Source organism: Variovorax sp. GW821-FHT09B01 (genome assembly GCF_059418345.1).
This window is the reverse complement of sequence record NZ_JBWKPQ010000027.1, coordinates 93,097-113,279: the sequence shown is the minus strand read 5'-3', so window position 1 is coordinate 113,279 and position 20,183 is coordinate 93,097. Positions and strand designations below refer to the sequence as shown.

Below are 20,183 nucleotides of genomic sequence, written 5' to 3'. Positions count from 1 at the left end.
CTGGACCAAGGTCAAGCCGGCGACAACGTGGGCGTGCTGCTGCGCGGCACGAAGCGCGAAGAAGTCGAGCGCGGCCAAGTGCTGTGCAAGCCCGGTTCGATCAAGCCGCACACGCACTTCACCGCCGAGGTGTACGTTCTGTCGAAGGACGAAGGCGGCCGTCACACGCCGTTCTTCAACAACTACCGTCCGCAGTTCTACTTCCGCACGACGGACGTGACCGGCGCGATCGAGCTGCCGAAGGACAAGGAAATGGTCATGCCTGGCGACAACGTCAGCATCACCGTGAAGCTGATCAACCCGATCGCGATGGAAGAAGGCCTGCGCTTCGCCATCCGCGAAGGCGGCCGTACCGTGGGTTCGGGCGTCGTGGCCAAGATCCTCGACATCTAAGCCGAACGCAAAGGAATCACCATGGCAACCAAGCAAAAAATCCGCATCCGCCTGAAGGCGTTCGACTACAAGCTGATCGACCAATCGGCCGCCGAGATCGTTGACACCGCGAAGCGCACCGGCGCGATCGTCAAGGGCCCGGTGCCCCTGCCGACCCGCCTGAAGCGTTTCGACATCCTGCGTTCGCCGCACGTCAACAAGACCAGCCGCGACCAGCTCGAAATCCGCACGCACCAACGCCTGATGGACATCGTCGACCCCACCGACAAGACCGTGGACGCGCTGATGAAGCTCGACCTGCCGGCCGGCGTCGACGTCGAGATCAAGCTGCAGTAAGCCGCACGCAACAAGCCCGCTCGCGCGTCAAGCGCGGTGTCGCTTCGGGGCCCGTTCACAGAAATGTGAGCGGGCCTTTGTCATTTGCGTGTCGTCTGTGGCATCCTCGCCCACCACCGGCCGTCCAGACCTTGGCCGGGAGCTGAATGAGGGCAGCACAAGCTATGAACCACAGGATTCTTTCTGGCATCGGTTCGGCGCTGATTGCCGCGGCGTTCCTCGCAGGTTGCGGTGGAGGCGGCGGTGGCGGCGGCGGTGGAATCCCGATCGGTTTTCCGCCCCCGGTAATCGGTGGGGTCACGCTCAGCGGCAAGGCCACCTACGACTCGGTGCCCAACAACAGCGGGCCGCTGGTCTACTCGGCCACTACAGCGAAGCCGGTGCGCGGGGCCTTGGTCGAAGTGCTCGATGCTTTGTCGAACCAGATCGCGGTGACGGCCACCGATGCCAACGGCAACTACTCGGTGTCGGTGCCGGCGAACGCCACGATCGTCGTTCGCGTCCGCGCCCAGATCCAGACCGCGGCATGGGATGTCAGCGTGCGGGACAACACCAGCGCCAACACGCCGCTCTACTCGATGCAGTCGGCGGCCTTCACGATGGGCTCCGGTGCGACGACGCGCGATCTGCGCGCCGATTCGGGATGGGGCGGTTCGAGCTACACCGGGCGCCGCGTGTCGGCGCCGTTCGCGGTGCTCGACACGGTCTACACCTCGATGCAGAAGGTGTTGTCGGTGGCGCCGGCGACGAGCTTTCCGCCGCTGAAGGTGTTCTGGAGTCCGAACAACGTGCCGACCAGCGGCAGCCTCGCGCTGGGGCAGATCGGCAGCACCTTCTTCACCAACCGCAGCACCGGCCGCGAAATCTATGTGCTCGGCAAGGAAGACGTGGACACCGACGAGTTCGATGCACCGGTGATCGCGCACGAGTGGGGGCACTACTACCAGTCTTCCTTCAGCCGCGACGATTCGGTCGGCGGGCCGCACAACCTCAGTGACCGCCTCGATCGCCGCGTGGCCTTCTCCGAAGGCTGGGGCAACGGCTGGTCGGGCATCGCGCTCGGCCGCAGCAACTATGTCGATTCCCGCGGCGAAGGGCAGGTCGCTTCCGACGTCAGCGTCTCGATCAACCTGGCGACGGGGCCGTCCAGCAATCCAGGCTGGTTCCGCGAGCGCTCGATCCACTCGATCTTCTGGAATCTCAACCAGCAGGTGGGCTTCAAGCCGATCCACGATGCGATGACCAGCGCGCAGTTCAGGGGCGGTGCCGCCGTGACCTCGATCCATCCGTTCACTGCGGCCTTCAATGCGGTGGCGCCCGGCAATGCATCGGCCCTGGCAAGTCTGCTGAGCGCGCAGAACATCAGCGCCGGCGCCAACGATTCTTTCGGCGAAGCCGAAGGCAACAACGGTGGCGCGCCGAGCGTGCCGAACGTGCTGCCCCTGTACGGCAGCGCCGTGGTGGGGCAGTTGGCCAATGCCTGCGTCTCGACGGTCGCGGGTGGCGGCAACAAGCTGGGCAACTATGCCTACCTTCGCTTCCTGGCGCCCACGACGCGCGACTACCAGGTGTCGGTGGCATCGAGCGCACCGCTGGTGAATCCGGATTTCGCCGTGTTCCGCGCCGGCCAGATCCCGAGGTCGGGCAACAAGGTCAGCCTGCCGGCCGGCGAGTACGTGCTGGCGGTCACCGATCTCAACAGTTCGGGCTCGAACTGCATCAGCGTCGCGATCCAGTAAGAGGAATGATGGCCATGACGACTCGCTCGAACACACGGACCGCCATCGCGGCGCTCCTGCTGGCGGCGCTCACGAGCTGGGCATTGGCCGACGGCATGCCGGACGCGCGCGTGCCCAAGCGCTCGCAGCACAAGGCGGCGCCGGCGCCCATGACCACGGCCGTGCAGAAATCCAACGGCTCGGGTGTCGCGGTGCAGTACCGCGTCGATGGCACGCCGCAGGCAGGCCGCGCCACGTCGGTCGTGCTGCAGTTCGACGACGTGACCGATCCGCAGGGCGCGTCGGTGCGCTTCACCGCGGACCCCGGCCTGACGCTGCGAAACGGCAATCCGCTCACGCTGCCCGCCGGCCAGCGCTCCACCGCGACCGTCTCGGTCATTGGCGAGTCGGACGGGCTGCGCTACCTGAACGTGTTCGTGAGCCAGGGCGGCGCGAGCAGCGCCATCTCGATCCCGATCCAGACCGGGACGGCACCCCTGATGAAGTCGCAGGGCGACGTTCAGACCACCAAGGAAGGCGACAGCATCATCACGATGCCCGCCAAATAGGCGGAAAACGGCCCCGCGGGCCGTTGCAATCGCCCCGAAAGGGGGCCTTTTCCAGCGCTTGCGCCCCGCCCATACCGCGGGCTATAATCGCTGGCTCTGCCCTTGTTGCGTCCGCAAGGTACGTGCAGGTCGGAGATTTATCAACCTTCCCCCGTTGCCGCGAGTCGGTCATACGACTTCGGTCAAACGCTGTCGCCAATTGAAGTGGCAGCGGCGGGAGAAGCTTCCATTTTTTGGAGAAAACACATGAGTCTGAGCAACTCCCTCGGGTTGCTGGGCCGCAAGGTGGGGATGATGCGTCTCTTCACCGATGACGGGGATGCAGTTCCTGTCACGGTGGTGGATGTGTCGAACAACCGCGTGACCCAGATCAAGTCGCAAGAGACCGATGGCTACGTCGCACTGCAAGTGACGTTCGGTTCGCGCAAAGCATCGCGCGTGACCAAGCCGGAAGCCGGCCACCTCGCCAAGGCGGGTGTCGAAGCTGGCGAAATCATCCAGGAATTCCGCGTCACCGCAGATACCGCAGGTCAGCACCAGGCTGGCGGCGTGATCGCGGCCGGCAGCGTGTTCTCCGTGGGCCAGAAGGTGGACGTGCAAGGCACCTCCATCGGCAAGGGCTACGCCGGCACGATCAAGCGCCACAACATGAGCTCGCAGCGCGCGTCGCACGGTAACAGCCGTTCGCACAACGTGCCCGGCTCGATCGGCATGGCACAAGACCCCGGTCGCGTGTTCCCCGGCAAGCGCATGACGGGCCACCTCGGCGACGTCACCCGCACGACGCAGAACCTCTCGGTGTTCCGCATCGACGAAGCGCGTCAGCTGTTGCTCATCAAGGGCGCGATCCCGGGTTCGAAGGGTGGCTTCGTCACCGTGCGTCCCGCCGTCAAGGCCAAGCCGCAAGCGGCTGAAGGAGCGAAGTAATGGAACTCGAACTCCTGAACGAGCAAGGTCAGGCCGCGTCGAAGTACGACGCCCCCGAAACCGTGTTCGGCCGTGACTACAACGAAGACCTGGTGCACCAGATCGTCGTCGCATTCCAGGCCAACGCCCGCCAAGGCACGCGCGCCCAGAAGGACCGCGAACAGGTCAAGCACTCGACCAAGAAGCCTTTCAAGCAAAAGGGAACGGGCCGCGCTCGTGCCGGTATGACGTCCTCGCCGCTGTGGCGCGGGGGTGGCCGGATCTTCCCGAACATGCCTGACGAAAACTTCTCGCAGAAGATCAACAAGAAGATGTACCGCGCCGGCATGGCCGCCATCTTCTCGCAGCTCGCTCGCGAAGGCCGTCTGGCCGTGGTGGATTCGCTGACCGTGGATTCGCCCAAGACGAAGCCGCTGGCAGCCCGTTTCAAGGCAATGAATCTCGAGTCCGTGCTCGTGATCGCCGAAGAAGTCGACGAAAACCTGTACCTTGCCTCGCGCAATCTGGTCAACATCCTCGTGGTCGAACCCCGTTACGCCGATCCGGTGTCGCTGGTTCACTACAAGAAGGTGCTGGTCACCAAGGGTGCCGTCGACAAGCTCAAGGAGATGTTCGCATGAGCCGCGTGAACCCCACCCCTGCTCAACGTCAGTTCGACGAAGGCCGTCTCATGAACGTGCTGGTCGCCCCGATCGTGTCCGAAAAGGCCACGATGGTCGGCGAGAAGTCGAACGCTGTCACTTTCAAGGTGTTGCAAGACGCCACCAAGCCCGAGATCAAGGCCGCCGTCGAACTGATGTTCAAGGTCGAAGTCAAGGGCGTGTCGGTTGCCAACATCAAGGGCAAGACCAAGCGCTTCGGCAAGTCCGTCGGCCGCCGCGACCACGTTCGCAAGGCCTACGTCACGCTGAAGGCCGGTCAAGAGCTCAACCTCGTCGGGGAAGGCGCTTAATCATGGCCGTCATCAAGATGAAACCCACTTCGCCGGGCCAACGCGGCGCGGTGAAGATTTCGCGTGACCACCTGTACAAGGGTGCTCCGCTCGCATCCCTGCTGGAACCCCAGTTCCAGAAGGCCGGCCGCAACAACAACGGCCACATCACGACCCGTCACAAGGGCGGCGGTCACAAGCACCACTACCGTGTGGTCGACTTCCGTCGCAACAAGGACGGCATCCCGGCGAAGGTCGAGCGCATCGAGTACGACCCGAACCGCACCGCCCACATCGCGCTGGTCTGCTACGCCGACGGCGAGCGCCGCTACATCATCGCCCCGCGCGGTCTGGAAGCCGGTGCAACGCTGCTGTCGGGTTCGGAAGCTCCGATCCGCGCCGGCAATACGCTGCCGATCCGCAACATTCCGGTGGGTTCGACGATCCACTGCATCGAACTGCAGCCCGGCAAGGGCGCGCAGATCGCCCGCTCGGCCGGTACCTCGGCCACGCTGCTGGCCCGTGAAGGCGTCTACGCCCAGGTCCGCATGCGTTCGGGCGAAGTCCGCCGCATTCACATCGAATGCCGCGCGACCATCGGTGAAGTGGCCAACGAAGAACATAGCCTGCGCCAGCTCGGCAAGGCCGGTGTGAAGCGTTGGATGGGTATCCGCCCGACCGTTCGCGGCGTGGTGATGAACCCGGTCGACCACCCGCACGGTGGTGGCGAAGGCAAGACCGGCGAAGGCCGTCACCCTGTCGACCCGTGGGGCAACCTGACCAAGGGTTACCGTACCCGTAACAACAAGCGCACGCAGGTCTTCATCGTGTCGCGCCGCAAGAAGTAAGGGATAGCAAATGACTCGCTCTCTCAAAAAGGGTCCGTTTGTTGACCATCACCTCGTTGCCAAGGCCGACAAGGCCGTGACGACGAAGGACAAGAAGCCGATCAAGACCTGGTCGCGCCGCTCGATGGTCCTGCCCGAGTTCATCGGCCTGACCATTGCCGTGCACAACGGCAAGCAGCACGTGCCTGTCTACATCACCGACCAGATGGTCGGCCACAAGCTCGGCGAATTTGCGCTCACGCGCACGTTCAAGGGGCACCCCGCGGACAAGAAAGTCCAGAAGAAGTAAGGAACGACCATGTCTGAAACACGTGCAGTCCTCCGCGGTGTCCGCCTCTCGGTCGACAAGGGCCGTCTGGTCGCCGACCTGATCCGCGGCAAGAAGGTCGATCAAGCGCTCAACGTTCTGCAATTCACGCAGAAGAAGGCCGCTGTGATCATCAAGAAGGTGCTCGAGTCGGCCATCGCCAACGCGGAGCACAACGACGGTGCCGACATCGACGAACTGAAGGTCAAGACCATCTACGTCGAACAGGGCGCCACGCTCAAGCGCTTCACGGCGCGCGCCAAGGGTCGCGGCAATCGCATCAGCAAGCCCACGTGCCATGTGTACGTGACGGTTGGCAACTAAGAGCCTGGAAGAAATATGGGACAGAAAATCCATCCGACCGGCTTCCGTCTGGCGGTTACCCGTAACTGGTCCAGCCGCTGGTATGCCAGCGACCGCGATTTCGCGGGCATGCTGGCCGAAGACATCAAGGTTCGCGAATACCTGAAGAAGAAGCTGAAGAACGCTTCGGTGTCGCGCGTCCTGATCGAGCGTCCCGCCAAGAACGCCCGCATCACGATCTACTCGGCTCGTCCGGGCGTCGTGATCGGCAAGAAGGGCGAAGACATCGAGAACCTCAAGCGCGAACTGGGCCGCCAGCTCGGCGTGCCGGTGGCAGTGAACATCGAAGAAGTGCGCAAGCCCGAAATCGATGCCCAGCTGATCGCCGACAGCATCACGCAGCAGCTCGAAAAGCGGATCATGTTCCGCCGCGCCATGAAGCGCGCCATGCAGAACGCCATGCGTCTGGGTGCCCAGGGCATCAAGATCATGTCGGCTGGCCGCCTGAACGGCATCGAAATCGCTCGTACCGAGTGGTACCGCGAAGGTCGCGTGCCGCTTCACACGCTGCGCGCCGACATCGACTACGGCACCTCGGAAGCCAAGACCACCTACGGCGTCATCGGCGTCAAGGTGTGGGTCTACAAGGGCGACACCCTGGGCCGCAACGACCTGCCCGCCGTCGAGACCCCGCGTCCCGAGGAAGAGCGTCGTCCGCGTGGTCCGCGCCGTGATGGCCGCCCTGGTGGCGACCGTCCGGGCGGTGACCGCCGCGGCGGCCCGCGTGCCGGTGCCCGTGGCCCGATCGGTGGCAACACCGCTCCCGCCGACGGCAGCGACAAGCCCGCAGAAGCAACCGGCGGTGCCGGTGCAGACTCGAAACCCGCCGTTAAGCGCGTCCGCAAAGCCGCGCCCGCTGCAGCAGCGGACGGTGCCAAGACCGAGTAATCGGTCTCAGCCCCGGGTGTGCATTCGCACAGGAAGCCCGGGGCAGTCCTCACGGAGTAACAAGACATGCTGCAACCTGCACGCAGAAAGTTCCGCAAGGAACAAAAGGGCCGCAACACCGGCGTCGCCACCCGGGGCAACTCGGTGGCCTTCGGTGACTTCGGTCTGAAATGCACCGACCGCGGCCGCCTCACGGCGCGCCAGATCGAAGCCGCTCGCCGCGCGATTTCGCGTCACGTGAAGCGCGGTGGCCGTATCTGGATCCGCGTGTTCCCCGACAAGCCGATCTCGACCAAGCCCGCAGAAGTGCGGATGGGTAACGGCAAGGGCAACCCCGAGTACTACGTCGCCGAGATCCAGCCCGGCAAGATCGTGTTCGAGATCGTCGGCGTGCCCGAAGAACTCGCCCGCGAAGCCTTCCGCCTGGCCGCTGCCAAGCTGCCGCTGCGCACGACGTTCGTCTCGCGCCAGCTCGGCGCCTGAGAGGAGAACATCCATGGCAACACGTAAGAAGAAAGAAGCCGCGGCTCCGGCCAAGGTGAGCAAGGCAACAGCACTGCGCGAGAAGGACGTCGCCGGTCTGCAAGCCGAAATCAAGGATCTGCAGAAGGCCCATTTCGGCCTGCGCATGCAGAAAGCCACGCAACAGCTGTCGAACACCTCGACGCTGCGCGTGACGCGTCGCGACATCGCGCGCGCCAAGACCGTTCTTGCTCAGAAGCAGCAAGAAACCCAAGCCGCCAAGTAAGGAGTGAACATGACGGAAGCTAAAAAATCCCTCAAGCGCACCTTGATCGGCAAGGTGGTCAGCGACAAGCGTGCCAAGACCGTGACCGTGCTGGTCGAGCGCCGTGTGAAGCACGAGCTCTACGGCAAGATCGTGGCCAAGACGAGCAAGTACCACGCCCATGACGAAAAGGGCGAGTACAAGCTGGGCGACACCATCGAGATCACGGAAAGCCGTCCGATCTCGAAGACCAAGAACTGGGTCGTGACCCGTCTGGTCGAGAAGGCCGTCCTGGTCTGATCCCCCTCGGGTCCGCCGGCTCCGCAAGGCAGCCGGCAGTCCATCGCGAAACGGCCCACAATGTGGGCCGTTTTTCTTTTTCCAGGAGCACTTTCAAATGATCAAAGTCGGCGACACCCTTCCCTCGGCCACCCTGCAGGAGTACTCGGAAGTCGAGGGCGAAGGCTGCAGCATCGGCCCGAACCCCGTGGACGTGAGCAAGGCCGTGGCCGGCAAGACCATCGCGCTGTTCGCGCTGCCGGGCGCCTTCACGCCCACCTGCTCGGCCAAGCACGTGCCGGGCTACGTGCAGCACTTCGACGACTTCAAGGCCGCGGGCGTGGACGAGATCTGGTGCGTGAGCGTGAACGATGCCTTCGTGATGGGCGCCTGGGCGCGCGACCAGAAGACCGGCGCCAAGGTGCGCATGCTGGCCGACGGCAGCGCCGATTTCGCCAAGGCCACCGGCCTCACGCTGGACCTCACGGGCCGCGGCATGGGCCTGCGCAGCAACCGCTACTCGATGCTCGTGAAGGACGGCAAGGTCGCGACGCTCAACGTCGAGGCACCGGGCAAGTTCGAAGTCAGCAACGCCGAAACGCTGTTGGCGCAAGCCAAGGGCTGAGCGGCAGGTCCAACGAGAACGGTCCGCCCCGCGGACCGTTCCTCGCCTACAGGTCCACCTTCAGGTAGTGCGCCCCCGCAATGGGGTTGTGATAGAAGGGCGGCACCTCGGCGAAGCCCAGGTCTTCGTAGAGGGCACGCGCCGACTCCATCTCGTCGAGCGTGTCGAGCAGCACGCAGCCGTAGCCCGCGCCACGCGCCGCGTCGAGGATCGCCTCGGCGAGCTGGCGGCCCAGCCCCAGACCGCGAAAGCCCGGGCGCACGTACAGGCGCTTCATCTCCGCCGCATTCACGTAATCCGCGCTGTCGAGCGGCCGCAGCGCGCAGCAGCCGGCCACATGCGCGATCCGCCCATCGGCGCGCACCAGCGTGGGCGTGGCGCGGCCGGCCTCGTCCTTGACGTGCGCCGGATCGACCAGCGCCAGCAGCAGCGTGCCGCGCGGCTCGACGTATTCGCCCGGCAGCGCGGCCAGTTCCTGGTCGAAATTCTGGAAGTCGAGATCGATGCCCAGCGAGGCGGCGTAGTCGCGGAAGATGAGGCGCGCGGCCTCGAGTTCGTGGGCCTCGTCGGGCGTGAGCAGCACGACGGCCGGCGTGTCCGACAGCGGCAGGGGGCGTGAGACCGAGGAGCTCATGCGCGCAACGATGAAACCCAGTACGCGACGCCCGCGCACAGCAGCGCGAGTACCAGCGCGAAGCCACGCGACGCGGCGTCGTCGCGGCTGCCGGCGACGGGCGCGGCACGATCGGCGGCGGCGATGTCCTTGTCGCCCGAGAGCATCGGCGCGACCAGCCGGTGGCGCTTCACCACCACGTAGAACAGCACCGCGAGCACGTGCAGGCTCGCGAGCGCGATCACGATCCACTTGCCCTGCGTGCTGTGCCAGCCCGTGGCCAGGCTCACGAGATCGCTCGAGACGAAACGCGTGAGCGGCCCGGCGGCCGAGATCTCGTCGTCGGCCACGAGGCCGGTGGCCACCTGCAGCGCCAGGATCGCGAGCACCGCGAACACCGACAGCGCGCCCAGCGGCGTGTGGCCGATCAGGTGATCGGGATGGGCGCGGCCGCGCAGGTAGGCGAGGAGCGAGCCCGGCGCGTAGACGAAGGCCGCGAAGCGCGACCAGCGCCCGCCGACGAAGCCCCAGAGCAGCCGGAACAGCAGCAGCGCGAGCACCGTGTAGCCGAGGCGGAAATGCCATTCCATGACGCCGCCGAGGCCGGTGGCGATCAGCCCGATCACGGCGGCGGCCAGGGCCCAGTGGAACAGCCGGGTCGGCAGGTCCCAGACGCGTGTTCGGGTGGCCTGGCGGGACGCCGCGGCCGCGGGGGAGTCGGTCATCGAAGGTGGGGGGAGCGCATGGCTGCGGAAGGCGCAGATTAGCAAAGTCCGAGCCGCCCGTTCCATCGGGTTGTTGCTATGCGCGCCGACCGGCCTGCCCCTACACTGCCGCGCAGGTGCCGCGCCCGACGGCATCACCCACGATTCCCACATGTCAGAAGGACCACGATGATCCGACTCGCCACCTTCGCGCTGGCCGCCGCCTGCGCCGCCACCACCCTGCCGGCCGCGGCCCAGTTCGCGAAGCCTGAAGACGCCATCAAGTACCGCCAGAGCGCGCTGTTCGTCATGTCGCAGCACTTCGGCCGCCTGGGCGCCATGGCCAACGGCCGCGCGCCCTACGACGCCGCCGCCGCCGCGGCCAATGCCGAAGTGGTGGCCGACATGGCGAAGCTGCCCTGGGCCGGCTTCGGCGCCGGCACCGAGGGCGGCAAGGCCAAGCCCGAGGTCTGGAAGGAAGCGCCCAAGTTCAAGGAGCACCAGGACAAGCTGATCGCCGAGACCGGCAAGCTGCTGGTGGCCGCCAAGGCCGGCAACATCGATGCGCTCAAGACCCAGTTCGGCCCGACCGCCGCGAGCTGCAAGGCTTGCCACGACACCTTCCGCGATCGCTGATCCGCGTTCGGTCGCCCAAGAAAAAAGGCGCTGTCCGGTAACGGGCAGCGCCTTCTTGTCGAGTGAGGCCGGCTCAGGCTTCGGCCAGCAGCTTCTCGATCAGCTTGTGCAGCTCGGCGAAATCGGGCTCGCCCACGTAGCGCTTGACGATCTGGCCCTGCTTGTTCACGAGGTAGGTGGTCGGCGTGAGCTTCACGTCGCCCCAGGCCTGCGCCACGCTGCCGGTGTTGTCGATCGCCACCTTGAACGGCAGCTTGCGGGTTTCGGCGAAATTGACGACGTAGCTCGGCGGGTCGTAGCTCATGGCCACCGCCAGCGTGTCGTAGCCGCGCGCCTTGTACTTGTCGTAGGTGGCGATCACCTTGGGCATCTCGCCGACGCAGGTCACGCAGCTCGTGGCCCAGAAGTTGACCAGCGTGACCTTGCCCTTGAGGTCCTCGGTGCTCTTCCTGGTGCCGTCGAGCAGCACGAAGGTCGAGGCGGGCGCCGCGGTGGTGCCCGAGCCGAGGTACACCCCCACGCCGGTGGCCAGGGCGACGGCAACGGCGGCTGCGATAACGTACTTTTTCATGGCTGCTGACTGAGTGGGGCGGCGCGATTCTAGTTCCGCACGTTCGAACGTGCTGGCGCGCGCGACAGTCCCCGTGGAACGGCGGATCGATAATCCGGTCCCCATGCCGCAGCCCACCTCCCGTCTTCGCCGCCGCGCGCGCGCCTCCTGCGCCGCCGCCGCGGTCCTCGTGCTCGCGGCCTGCAGCCCGACCTTCAACTGGCGCGAAGTCCCGGTGGCCGAGGCCGGCCTGGTCGCGCTGCTGCCCTGCAAGGCCGACCGCGCCACCCGCGCGCAGCCGCTGGGCGCCGAATCGGTGCAGGTCGACATGGCCGGTTGCGAGGCCGGCGGCGCCACCTTCGCGATCGCGCACGCCACCGCCGCCGATGCCGCCCAGGCCGAGAGCTGGCTGCGTGCCTGGCAGCTCGCCACGCGCGAGCAGCTCCAGGGCGCGGCCACCACCGAGGCGCCCGCCACGGTGCCGCGCGCCGCCGCCACGCCCGCGCCGCTGCGGCTCGATGCGCCGGCCACGCCCACGGGCCAGCCGCTGCAGGTGCTGTGGTTCGCCCAGACCGAGACCCGCTCGACGCCGCCCGGCGCCGTGTCGCTCTACCAGGCGATGGTGCTGGGCCGGCCATCGTCGGACGAGGCCGCCAAGACCTTCTTCGAAGGCCTGCGGCTGCCATGAGCCTCCCCCGCCACTTCGGCGCGGCGCTCCCGGCGGCCGCGCGATGAGCGAGGGCACGCTCGGCGGCCGGCGCCGCGTCGCCGGCGTCTTCCTGGCCTTCGCCTTCGCTTACTTCCTCTCGACCCTGGTGCGCGCGATCACGGCCACCCTGTCGCCCACGCTCACCGACGAGTTCGACCTCGAGTCGCGCGACCTCGGCCTGCTCGCGGGCGGCTACTTCCTCGGCTTCGCGTTCACGCAACTGCCCATGGGCGCCTGGCTCGACCGCCACGGCCCCAAGCGCGTGGTGGTGGCTTTTCTCGGCGTGGCGGTGGCCGGCTGCCTGCTGTTCTCGGTCGCCACGCATTTCTCGCTGCTGCTGGCCGCGCGCGTGCTCACCGGCGTGGGCGTCAGCGCCTGCCTGATGGCGCCGCTCACCGGCTACCGGCGCTGGCTCTCGCCCGCGATGCAACTGCGCAGCAACTCGTGGATGCTGATGGTCGGGTCGTTCGGGCTGGTCGGCGCGACGCTGCCGGTGCAATGGCTGGTGCCGCTGATCGGCTGGCGCGCGCTGTTCTGGCTGCTGGGCGCGGGCGTGATCGTGTCGATGCTGCTGATCGCCTGGGTCGCGCCCTCGTGGCGTCGAGCCCCACCCGCTGCGACGGCGGCTCCCGACGACGGCGGCAGCTACGCCGCCGTCTGGCGCGATCCCTTCTTCCGCAAGCTCGCGCCGATCGGCTTCTTCCACTACGGCGGCTTCATCGCGATGCAGTCGCTGTGGGCCGTGCCCTGGCTCACGCGGGTGTCGGGCTACACGCCGCTGCGCGCGGCCGAGGCGCTGTTCGCCATCAGCCTGGTGCTGCTCGCCACCTACTGGCTCTGGGGCGTGGCCAATCCCCGGCTCGCGCAGCGCGGCATTGCGGCGGATCGGCTCATGGCCTGGGGCCTGCCGTTCTCGCTGCTGTTCATGGCTATTGTTTTGATAGCGGGGCCGCGTGCGGGCACGGGAACGTGGGCGGTTTTCCTGTGCCTCTGCACGGTGGTCACGCTGGCCCAGCCGGCCGTGGCGATGGCGCTGCCGCCGGCGCTCGCGGGCCGCGCGCTGTCGGCCTACAACCTCGTGATCTTCGTCGGCGTGTTCGTGGTGCAGTGGGGCGTGGGCCTGCTGATCGACCTGTTCGTGCGCGCCGGCCTCGACACCGTGGACGCTTTCCGTGGCGCAATGGCCATCCTGCTGGGGTGCTGCGTTATGTCGTATATCTACTTCCTCCGGGCGCCCCCGCATAATCGACGCGCCGTCCCCCGAGCCGCATGAACAGCATCCTCATCATTGCCCATTCGCCCTTCGCACAAGCGTTGCGAAAGTGCGCGCTGCATGTGTTTCCCGACAGCGAGAACGCCATCGTCGCGCTCGACGTGCTGCCCAACGTGCCGCCCGAGGAAACCCTGGCGGCCGCGCGCATCACGCTCGCGCAGCAGCTCCACGGGCCGCGCGTGCAGGTGCTGGTGCTGGCCGACGTGTTCGGCGCCACGCCTTGCAACGTGGCGCAGAAGCTGGTGGACGGCGTTCGCTCGCGGCTCGTGGCGGGCGTCAATCTTCCGATGCTGCTGCGCGCCGTGACCTACCGGCACGAGCCGCTCGACGTGCTCGTGCAGCGCGCCATCGCCGGCGGCACCGCGGGCGTGATGCAAGTGGCGGTGGCGGCACCGCAGAACCAGGCCAAGAGAAAGCACAGTGATCAAGAAATCCGTGACCATCAGCAATAAGCTGGGACTGCATGCACGCGCATCGGCCAAGCTGACCAAGCTCGCAGGCAGCTTTCCCTGCGAGGTGTGGCTCTCGCGCGGCGACCGCCGCATCAACGCCAAGAGCATCATGGGCGTGATGATGCTGGCCGCCGGGCTCGGCTCGACCGTCGAGCTCGAAACCAACGGCCCGCAGGAGGAAGAGGCCCTCAATGCCATCGTCCAGTTGATGGACGACAAGTTCGGCGAAGGCGAATAAGGACCACCGCGCATGACCTTCGCAGTCCACGGCCTTCCCGTCGCCCGTGGCATCGCCATCGGCCGCGCGGTGCTGGTGGTGTCGAGCCGCATCGACGTGGCCCACTACTTCATCAAGCCCGAGGAGATCGAGACCGAGATCGATCGCGTGCGCACCGCGCGCAACGCCGTGGCCGAGGAGCTGGCCAAGCTGCAGACCAACGTCGCGCAGATGGGCCCGAACGACGCGCCGCACGAGCTCGCGGCGCTGCTCGAGGTGCACCAGATGCTGCTGCAGGACGAGGCCCTGAGCGGCGGCGTCAAGCACTGGATCAGCGAGCGGCTCTACAACGCCGAATGGGCGCTGACCACGCAGCTCGAGGTCATCGCGCGCCAGTTCGACGAGATGGAGGACGAGTACCTGCGCGAGCGCAAGGCCGACCTCGAGCAGGTGGTGGAGCGGCTGCTGCATCGCATGAAGGGCACGGCCGCGGTGCTGGCGCCGAGCCCGCCACGGCGCAAGCGCGCCTCGTCCGACGAGGACGACGACCTCACCGCGGGCGACGGCATCGACGTGCCGCTGGTGCTGATCGCGCACGATCTCTCGCCGGCCGACATGCTGCAGTTCAAGAAGAGCGTGTTCGCCGGCTTCGTCACCGACGTCGGCGGGCGCACCTCGCACACCGCGATCGTGGCGCGCAGCATGGACGTGCCGGCGGTGGTCGGCGCGCGCACCGCGAGCCAGCTGGTGCGGCAGGACGACTGGGTCATCATCGACGGCGATGCCGGCGTGATGATCATCGACCCCTCGCCGATCATCCTGGCCGAGTACGGCTTCAAGCAGCGCCAGGGCGACCTCGAGCGCGGGCGCCTCGCGCGGCTGCGCCACAAGCCGGCCGTCACGCTCGACGGCCAGCGCGTCGAACTGCTCGCCAACATCGAGATGCCCGAGGACACGGTGGGCGCGATGAAGGCCGGCGCGGTCGGCGTGGGCCTGTTCCGCAGCGAGTTCCTGTTCATGGGCCGCGAGTCGTCGGCGCGCCAGACGCGGCTGCCCAACGAGGAGGAGCAGTACCAGGCCTACAAGCGCGCGGTCGAGGGCATGCAGGGCATGCCGGTCACCATCCGCACCATCGACGTGGGTGCCGACAAGCCGCTGGACAACAAGTCCGCCAACAAGCAGGAGCACCTGAATCCCGCGCTCGGCCTGCGCGCCATCCGCTGGAGCCTGGCCGATCCCGCGATGTTCCTCACGCAGCTGCGCGCCATCCTGCGCGCGGCCGCGCACGGCGAGATCCACCTGCTGATCCCGATGCTCGCGCACGCGAGCGAGATCCGCCAGACGCTGGCGCTGATCGCGCTCGCGCGCACCGAGCTCGACAACCGCGGAGCGGTGCACGGCCACGTGAAGCTCGGCGCCATGATCGAGATCCCGGCCGCGGCGCTCACGCTGCGCACCTTCCTGAAGCACTTCGACTTCCTCTCGATCGGCACCAACGACCTGATCCAGTACACGCTGGCGATCGACCGCGCCGACGAGTCGGTGGCGCACCTCTACGACCCGGCCCATCCGGCGGTGCTGAAGCTGGTGGCCGACACCATCGCCGAGTGCCGCCGCCAGGGCAAGGCCGTGGCGGTGTGCGGCGAGATGGCGGGCGACGTGGCCTTCACGCGGCTGCTGCTGGGCCTGGGGCTGCGCAGCTTTTCGATGCATCCCTCGCGCATCCTCGCGGTCAAGCAGGAGGTGCTGCGCGCCGACACGAGCAAGCTCGAGGCCTGGGCGCGCTCGGTGGTCGACTCGGACGATCCCGCCGCCATGCTCGCGGGCTGAGCGCCGCGCGCGCTTCAAGCCCGCCGCAATAAAACGAAACACGCCGAAACCGCGGCGAAAGGACTTGCCGCGCGCCGGCAAGCACGATCAGGCCTTCTCTTCACCAACCCTGAAAGGCCCGATCCATGAAGCTCTCCCTGACCCAGGCTGTCGCCGTCGCCTCCTTCGCCATGCTCGCCGCCGCGGGCGCCAAGGCCGAAAGCTATGACGGCGTGCACCAGGCCGTGTCGGCCAAGACCCGCGCCGAGATCAACGAGGAAGCCGTGCGCACCGCCGCGGCACCGAACCAGAACGTGACGCGCGGCTCGCGCGGTCCCGAGACCGTGGCGCGCTCGACCGACCGTGCCAGCGTGGCCGCCGAGGCCGTGCGCACCGCCGCCGCGCCCGACCAGAACGTGAGCTCGGGTTCGCGCGTCAACAGCAAGGTGATCTCGACGCTGCAGAACCCGGTGGACGCACGCGCCGCCGCCTCGCGCGACGCCAGCAAGCTCTGAGCGAAGCGGCCTTCCGCGCCCCCCGGAAACAAGCGACGCATCGGCGTCGCTTTTTCGTTTCGGCCCGCCGGCCTCGCGTCGCAATAAAACGAAACACGCCGATACCGCGGTGAAAGGACGCGAAGGCGGCCCGAAAGCACCATCGAGCTTCCTCCTCCAACACACACAAGGACCCGTCATGAAACACTGGATCAAACGCACGCTCTTCGGTTTTGCCGGGCTCGCCGTGGTGGCCGGCAGCGTCGCCGGCTGCGCCGGCCATCGCCACGGCTGGAACGGCGACAGCGCCGAGTTCCGCGCCAAGATGGTCGAGCGCGTGGGCAGCAAGCTCGACCTCGATGCGTCGCAGAAGCAGAAGCTCACCGTGCTGGCCGAGAAGCTGCAGGCGCAGCGCCAGGCCCTGCGCGGCGCCGACGGCTCGGGCGATCCGCGCTCGCAGTTCCGCGCCCTGTTCGCGGGCAACAAGCTCGACCAGGCCGGCGCCACCCGCCTGGTCGACGAGAAGACCGCGGCGCTGCGCAACGGCAGCCCCGAGATCATTGCCGCGGCGGCCGACTTCTTCGACCACCTGAACCCCGCGCAGCAGCAGAAGGTGCGCGAGTTCATGGAGCGCGGCGGACGCCGCTGGAGCCGCCAAGGCTGATGCACCGGCGGCCCCGACCTTCCGTCGGGGCCGCCTTCCGTTCCTTTCGGGGCCCGGCGCCCTCCACCTGATGCGAGCACACCATGAAGACCATCGAACCGAACCTGGGCGACCTGATCGCGCTGCGGCGCCAGGCCGCGCGCCGCGCGAGCGATGCCGCGACCGAGATGCGGGAAGGCGCCGCGACCGGCGGCGTGCGCACCACGCTGCGGCTCGAGGCGCTGGCCATGCTGGCGGGCGCGTTGATCGCCTACGACCGCACCGGCAGCGGCTGGGGCCTGTTCGCGCTGCTGTTCCTGCTGCCCGACCTGTCGATGCTCGGCTACCTGGCGGGGCCGCGCATCGGCGCGCGGGTCTACAACGTCGCGCACTCGTACCTGGTGCCGCTGGGCATCGGCGCGCTGGGCCTGCTGGTGGCGTTGCCCTTCGCGCTGCCGCTGGCGCTGATCTGGGCCGCGCACATCGCGTTCGATCGCGCGCTGGGCTTCGGCCTCAAGTACGAGGCGGGCTTCGGCTTCACGCACCTGGGCCGCGTCGGAAGGCAGGACCCCTGGTGAGCGCGCGTCCCGACGATGCCGTGCGGCCCGTGCTGCGCCCCGCCGTGGCGCGCACCTGGCTGCTGGCCGAGGCGCTCGCGCTCGGCACCGCCTCGGCCGTGCACGCGGGCCGGCTGATCCCCGGCTTCGCGCATGCGCAGGCACGCACGGCCGAGGCCGTGATCGCGCTGGTGCTGGTGGGCGCGGCGGTCGCGAGTTGGCTGCGCCCGGCCTGGACGCGCTGGTTCGCGATCCGCGCCCAGGGCTTCGCGCTGCTCGGCACGCTGGTCGGCCTGTTCACCATCGCGATCGGCATCGGGCCGCAGACCGTGCCCGACGTCGCGTATCACCTGGTCCTGCTCGCCGCGCTCGCGGCCGGCCTCGTCGTGGCGGTGCGATGCCGGGCGGGTTGATCATCAGCCAGCTCCTGGCCAGAAGGCACAATCCGCCCATGCCGCGCATCCTGCTGATCGACGACGACGAACACCTCGGCGCGCCGCTGGCGAGCTACTTCGCGCGCTTCGGCTGCACGCTCGAGAGCGCGGTGCGGCCCAGCGAAGGCCTGGCGCGGCTGCGCGCCGAGAGCTTCGACGCCGCCATCCTCGACGTCATGCTGCCCGAGATGGACGGCTTCGCGCTGTGCCGCGAGATCCGCAAGGAGAGCGACATCCCGATCGTGATGCTGACCGCGCGCGGCGAGGTGATGGACCGCGTGGTCGGCCTCGAGCTCGGCGCCGACGACTACGTGCCCAAGCCCTTCGAGCCGCGCGAACTCGTGGCGCGCGTGCAGACCATCCTGCGGCGCCAGCGCGTCGCGCCGCCCGCGGCCGCCTCATCGCAGCAGCGCGTGTTCGACGGCCTGGCGATCGACCTCGACCGGCGCCTGGTGCTGCGCCAGGGCGAGCGCGTCGACCTCACCGGCACCGAGTTCGAGCTGCTGGCGCTGCTGGCGGCCGAGCCCGGCAAGGTGTTCAGCCGCGACGACATCCTCAACCGGCTGCGCGGCCACGAGGCCGAGCTCTACACGCGCGCGGTCGACATCGTGGTGAGCCGCCTGCGCAAGAAGCTCGAACCGCTGGACTGCATCAAGACGCTGCGCAACGCGGGCTACGCGCTCGCCGTGGCACGCGGCGAGCCTTCTTCATGAACTTCCGCCGCAGGGAACGCCGCGATCGCGAGGGCGCGTGGCATGCCTTCGCCTGCCGCCGCGACGAGCTGCACCGGCAGTGGCATGCGCAGTGGCACGAGAAGGTGCAGGGCAAGCGCCGCTGGCGCCGCTCGCTGCGCATCCGGCTGGTGATGATGTTCGTGCTGCTCGCGGTGGTCATGACCGGCGTGTTCCTCGCGGGCATGAAGAAGTCCTTCTCCACCGGCTGGGCCGAGGCCGCGCAGCCGATGCTGGTCGACTACGCCGACCGGCTGGTGGCCGAGCTCGGCACGCCGCCCGACGTGTCGCGCGCGCAGGCGCTGGTCGACCGCTTGCCGATCACCATCCGCATCGTCGGGCCGACCGTCAACTGGGACTCGAACCCCGGCGAGCACGGCACGCGCGGCGGCTGGATGCGCGACCACGACGAATCGATGTGGAACGACAAGTGGTTCATCCGGCCCACGGCCGACGGCCACCGCGTGATCTTCGGCTGGGCGCCGCGGCTGTGGCAGATCGCGCCGCGCGCTGCCGGCTGGGCCACGCTGAGCCTGCTGCTGCTGCTCGTGGTGCTGGGCTATGCCTACGTGAGCCGGCTGCTGCGGCCGCTGATCGACATCCGCGACGGCGCGCAGCGCTTCGGCCGCGGCGACTTCGAGCGGCCGATCCCGGTGCGCCGCAACGACGACATCGGCGATCTCGCGGAGCACATCAACACCATGGCCCACGACATCCAGGCCATGCTCGATGCCAAGCGCGGGCTGCTGCTGGCGCTGAGCCACGAGCTGCGCTCGCCGCTCACGCGCGCGCGGCTCAATGCCGAGCTGCTGCCAGCCACGGCCGAGGGCCGGGCCGAGCGCGAGGCGCTGCTGCGCGACCTCAACGAGATGCGAGACCTGATCAGCGACCTGCTCGAAAGCGAACGGCTCGCGAGCCCGCACGCGGCGCTGCAGCGCGAGCGCATCGATCTCGCGGCGCTGGTGCGCGAGACCGTGGCCGAGATGCCGGCCGCGCGCGAGGTCCACCTCGACCTCGCCGAGGGCCTGCCGGCGCATTCGGTCGACCGCATGCGCATCCGCCTGCTGGTGCGCAACCTGCTGGACAACGCACTGCGCTACAGCACCGAGGCGCCGCGTCCGCCCAGCGTGTCGGTGCGCGCGGTGCTCGAGGGCCAGGCGCAGGGCGTGGAGATCGAGGTGCGCGACTTCGGTCCGGGCGTGGACGAGGCGCAGCTCGAGCGGCTGACCGAGGCCTTCTACCGCACCGACGGCGCGCGCCAGCGCGCCACCGGCGGCGTCGGCCTGGGCATGTACCTGTGCCGGCTGATCGCCGAGGCACATGGCGGCAGCCTGCGCGTGCGCAACGCGTCTCCGGGCCTGCAGATCGTGGTGCGCCTGGGCTGACGCGGTCCGGGCGGGGAGGGTGGGCTGTCGCCTGCGCTACGCGCGGCCCCGCGCGGCGCGGCTAG

Annotated in this window: 30 protein-coding genes; 27 read left to right on the top strand and 3 right to left on the bottom strand. The window is 68.0% G+C overall.

Going from position 1 to position 20,183, the window contains the following annotated elements; genetic code table 11:
• The 15 genes from AC07RV_RS39935 to AC07RV_RS39865 all read left to right on the top strand — a co-directional run.
• On the top strand, positions 1–393 hold a 393-nt coding region (locus AC07RV_RS39935), incomplete at its 5' end, for an EF-Tu C-terminal domain-related protein (RefSeq protein WP_492716085.1).
• Between the two features lie 21 nt (positions 394–414).
• A complete protein-coding gene (gene rpsJ, locus AC07RV_RS39930) occupies positions 415–729 on the top strand; it encodes a 30S ribosomal protein S10 (protein ID WP_057596142.1) in 315 nt (104 codons plus the stop codon).
• A 164-nt stretch (positions 730–893) separates the two neighbouring features.
• Positions 894–2,468 (top strand): carboxypeptidase-like regulatory domain-containing protein, encoded by a 1,575-nt coding sequence (locus tag AC07RV_RS39925; RefSeq protein WP_444814467.1) that lies wholly within the window; start codon positions 894–896, stop codon positions 2,466–2,468.
• 14 nt (positions 2,469–2,482) lie between these two features.
• Positions 2,483–3,016 carry a hypothetical protein gene (locus tag AC07RV_RS39920; protein WP_444814468.1) on the top strand — a complete coding sequence of 178 codons (534 nt, stop codon included), beginning with the start codon at positions 2,483–2,485 and terminating at the stop codon, positions 3,014–3,016.
• Between the two features lie 246 nt (positions 3,017–3,262).
• Entirely contained in the window at positions 3,263–3,943 is a 681-nt protein-coding gene (gene rplC, locus AC07RV_RS39915) for a 50S ribosomal protein L3 (RefSeq protein ID WP_057596145.1), read from the top strand.
• Positions 3,943–4,563 (top strand): 50S ribosomal protein L4, encoded by a 621-nt coding sequence (gene rplD / locus AC07RV_RS39910; RefSeq protein WP_093218836.1) that lies wholly within the window; start codon positions 3,943–3,945, stop codon positions 4,561–4,563. The genes rplC and rplD overlap by 1 nt, the downstream gene beginning before the upstream one ends.
• Complete coding sequence (rplW, locus tag AC07RV_RS39905) at positions 4,560–4,895, top strand: 50S ribosomal protein L23 (protein WP_057596149.1); 336 nt, start codon at positions 4,560–4,562, stop codon at positions 4,893–4,895. Before rplD ends, rplW begins: the two co-directional genes overlap by 4 nt.
• 2 nt (positions 4,896–4,897) lie before the next feature.
• A complete protein-coding gene (gene rplB, locus AC07RV_RS39900) occupies positions 4,898–5,722 on the top strand; it encodes a 50S ribosomal protein L2 (protein ID WP_057596151.1) in 825 nt (274 codons plus the stop codon).
• Between the two features lie 10 nt (positions 5,723–5,732).
• Positions 5,733–6,011, top strand: a complete 279-nt coding sequence (gene rpsS, locus AC07RV_RS39895; RefSeq protein WP_007838132.1) for a 30S ribosomal protein S19 — start codon at positions 5,733–5,735, stop codon at positions 6,009–6,011.
• A gap of 9 nt (positions 6,012–6,020) precedes the next feature.
• The gene (gene rplV, locus AC07RV_RS39890; protein WP_007838134.1) at positions 6,021–6,353 is read left to right on the top strand and encodes a 50S ribosomal protein L22; all 333 of its coding nucleotides are present in this window, start codon (positions 6,021–6,023) and stop codon (positions 6,351–6,353) included.
• A gap of 15 nt (positions 6,354–6,368) precedes the next feature.
• The gene (gene rpsC / locus AC07RV_RS39885) at positions 6,369–7,280 is read left to right on the top strand and encodes a 30S ribosomal protein S3 (RefSeq protein WP_057596153.1); all 912 of its coding nucleotides are present in this window, start codon (positions 6,369–6,371) and stop codon (positions 7,278–7,280) included.
• A 66-nt stretch (positions 7,281–7,346) separates the two neighbouring features.
• Positions 7,347–7,763: a 50S ribosomal protein L16 gene (gene rplP, locus AC07RV_RS39880; protein WP_057596155.1), complete on the top strand. Its 417-nt coding sequence runs from the start codon at positions 7,347–7,349 to the stop codon at positions 7,761–7,763.
• A gap of 13 nt (positions 7,764–7,776) precedes the next feature.
• Positions 7,777–8,028 carry a 50S ribosomal protein L29 gene (rpmC, locus tag AC07RV_RS39875; RefSeq protein ID WP_371268850.1) on the top strand — a complete coding sequence of 84 codons (252 nt, stop codon included), beginning with the start codon at positions 7,777–7,779 and terminating at the stop codon, positions 8,026–8,028.
• A 9-nt stretch (positions 8,029–8,037) separates the two neighbouring features.
• Positions 8,038–8,307 (top strand): 30S ribosomal protein S17, encoded by a 270-nt coding sequence (gene rpsQ, locus AC07RV_RS39870; RefSeq protein ID WP_015867662.1) that lies wholly within the window; start codon positions 8,038–8,040, stop codon positions 8,305–8,307.
• A 97-nt stretch (positions 8,308–8,404) separates the two neighbouring features.
• Positions 8,405–8,911 carry a peroxiredoxin gene (locus AC07RV_RS39865; RefSeq protein ID WP_208510579.1) on the top strand — a complete coding sequence of 169 codons (507 nt, stop codon included), beginning with the start codon at positions 8,405–8,407 and terminating at the stop codon, positions 8,909–8,911.
• Positions 8,912–8,957: 46 nt separating this feature from the next.
• Here AC07RV_RS39865 and AC07RV_RS39860 read toward each other — a convergent pair whose 3' ends face one another.
• Both AC07RV_RS39860 and AC07RV_RS39855 read right to left on the bottom strand, forming a co-directional pair.
• Positions 8,958–9,545, bottom strand: coding sequence for a GNAT family N-acetyltransferase (locus AC07RV_RS39860; protein WP_208510580.1), 588 nt, complete (start codon positions 9,543–9,545; stop codon positions 8,958–8,960).
• Complete coding sequence (locus AC07RV_RS39855; RefSeq protein ID WP_296777829.1) at positions 9,542–10,249, bottom strand: cytochrome b/b6 domain-containing protein; 708 nt, start codon at positions 10,247–10,249, stop codon at positions 9,542–9,544. Before AC07RV_RS39855 ends, AC07RV_RS39860 begins: the two co-directional genes overlap by 4 nt.
• Positions 10,250–10,417: 168 nt before the next feature.
• On the opposite strand from AC07RV_RS39855, the gene AC07RV_RS39850 reads away from it, so the two are divergent.
• The gene (locus AC07RV_RS39850) at positions 10,418–10,864 is read left to right on the top strand and encodes a c-type cytochrome (protein ID WP_203203924.1); all 447 of its coding nucleotides are present in this window, start codon (positions 10,418–10,420) and stop codon (positions 10,862–10,864) included.
• Positions 10,865–10,937: 73 nt separating this feature from the next.
• Here the strand turns inward: AC07RV_RS39850 and AC07RV_RS39845 are convergent, their stop codons facing one another.
• Positions 10,938–11,435 carry a TlpA family protein disulfide reductase gene (locus AC07RV_RS39845; RefSeq protein WP_208510583.1) on the bottom strand — a complete coding sequence of 166 codons (498 nt, stop codon included), beginning with the start codon at positions 11,433–11,435 and terminating at the stop codon, positions 10,938–10,940.
• 103 nt (positions 11,436–11,538) lie between these two features.
• On the opposite strand from AC07RV_RS39845, the gene AC07RV_RS39840 reads away from it, so the two are divergent.
• The 11 genes from AC07RV_RS39840 (at position 11,539) to AC07RV_RS39790 (ending at position 20,118) form a co-directional block, all read left to right on the top strand.
• Entirely contained in the window at positions 11,539–12,102 is a 564-nt protein-coding gene (locus AC07RV_RS39840; RefSeq protein WP_208510584.1) for a hypothetical protein, read from the top strand.
• A gap of 43 nt (positions 12,103–12,145) precedes the next feature.
• The gene (locus AC07RV_RS39835) at positions 12,146–13,396 is read left to right on the top strand and encodes an MFS transporter (protein WP_296777838.1); all 1,251 of its coding nucleotides are present in this window, start codon (positions 12,146–12,148) and stop codon (positions 13,394–13,396) included.
• Entirely contained in the window at positions 13,393–13,848 is a 456-nt protein-coding gene (locus tag AC07RV_RS39830; protein ID WP_093350228.1) for a PTS sugar transporter subunit IIA, read from the top strand. Before AC07RV_RS39835 ends, AC07RV_RS39830 begins: the two co-directional genes overlap by 4 nt.
• Positions 13,817–14,086 carry an HPr family phosphocarrier protein gene (locus AC07RV_RS39825; RefSeq protein WP_209546125.1) on the top strand — a complete coding sequence of 90 codons (270 nt, stop codon included), beginning with the start codon at positions 13,817–13,819 and terminating at the stop codon, positions 14,084–14,086. Before AC07RV_RS39830 ends, AC07RV_RS39825 begins: the two co-directional genes overlap by 32 nt.
• Before the next feature lie 12 nt (positions 14,087–14,098).
• The gene (ptsP, locus tag AC07RV_RS39820) at positions 14,099–15,895 is read left to right on the top strand and encodes a phosphoenolpyruvate--protein phosphotransferase (protein ID WP_093350231.1); all 1,797 of its coding nucleotides are present in this window, start codon (positions 14,099–14,101) and stop codon (positions 15,893–15,895) included.
• A gap of 125 nt (positions 15,896–16,020) precedes the next feature.
• Positions 16,021–16,389, top strand: a complete 369-nt coding sequence (locus AC07RV_RS39815; RefSeq protein WP_208510587.1) for a DUF4148 domain-containing protein — start codon at positions 16,021–16,023, stop codon at positions 16,387–16,389.
• A gap of 178 nt (positions 16,390–16,567) precedes the next feature.
• Complete coding sequence (locus AC07RV_RS39810) at positions 16,568–17,032, top strand: Spy/CpxP family protein refolding chaperone (protein WP_093350236.1); 465 nt, start codon at positions 16,568–16,570, stop codon at positions 17,030–17,032.
• Between the two features lie 83 nt (positions 17,033–17,115).
• A complete protein-coding gene (locus AC07RV_RS39805; RefSeq protein ID WP_296777848.1) occupies positions 17,116–17,589 on the top strand; it encodes a DUF4260 domain-containing protein in 474 nt (157 codons plus the stop codon).
• Positions 17,586–17,981 (top strand): hypothetical protein, encoded by a 396-nt coding sequence (locus AC07RV_RS39800; RefSeq protein WP_296777849.1) that lies wholly within the window; start codon positions 17,586–17,588, stop codon positions 17,979–17,981. Before AC07RV_RS39805 ends, AC07RV_RS39800 begins: the two co-directional genes overlap by 4 nt.
• 38 nt (positions 17,982–18,019) lie before the next feature.
• Complete coding sequence (locus AC07RV_RS39795; protein ID WP_093350245.1) at positions 18,020–18,715, top strand: response regulator transcription factor; 696 nt, start codon at positions 18,020–18,022, stop codon at positions 18,713–18,715.
• Positions 18,712–20,118 (top strand): HAMP domain-containing sensor histidine kinase, encoded by a 1,407-nt coding sequence (locus tag AC07RV_RS39790; RefSeq protein WP_296777850.1) that lies wholly within the window; start codon positions 18,712–18,714, stop codon positions 20,116–20,118. Before AC07RV_RS39795 ends, AC07RV_RS39790 begins: the two co-directional genes overlap by 4 nt.
• Positions 20,119–20,183: the final 65 nt, after the last annotated feature.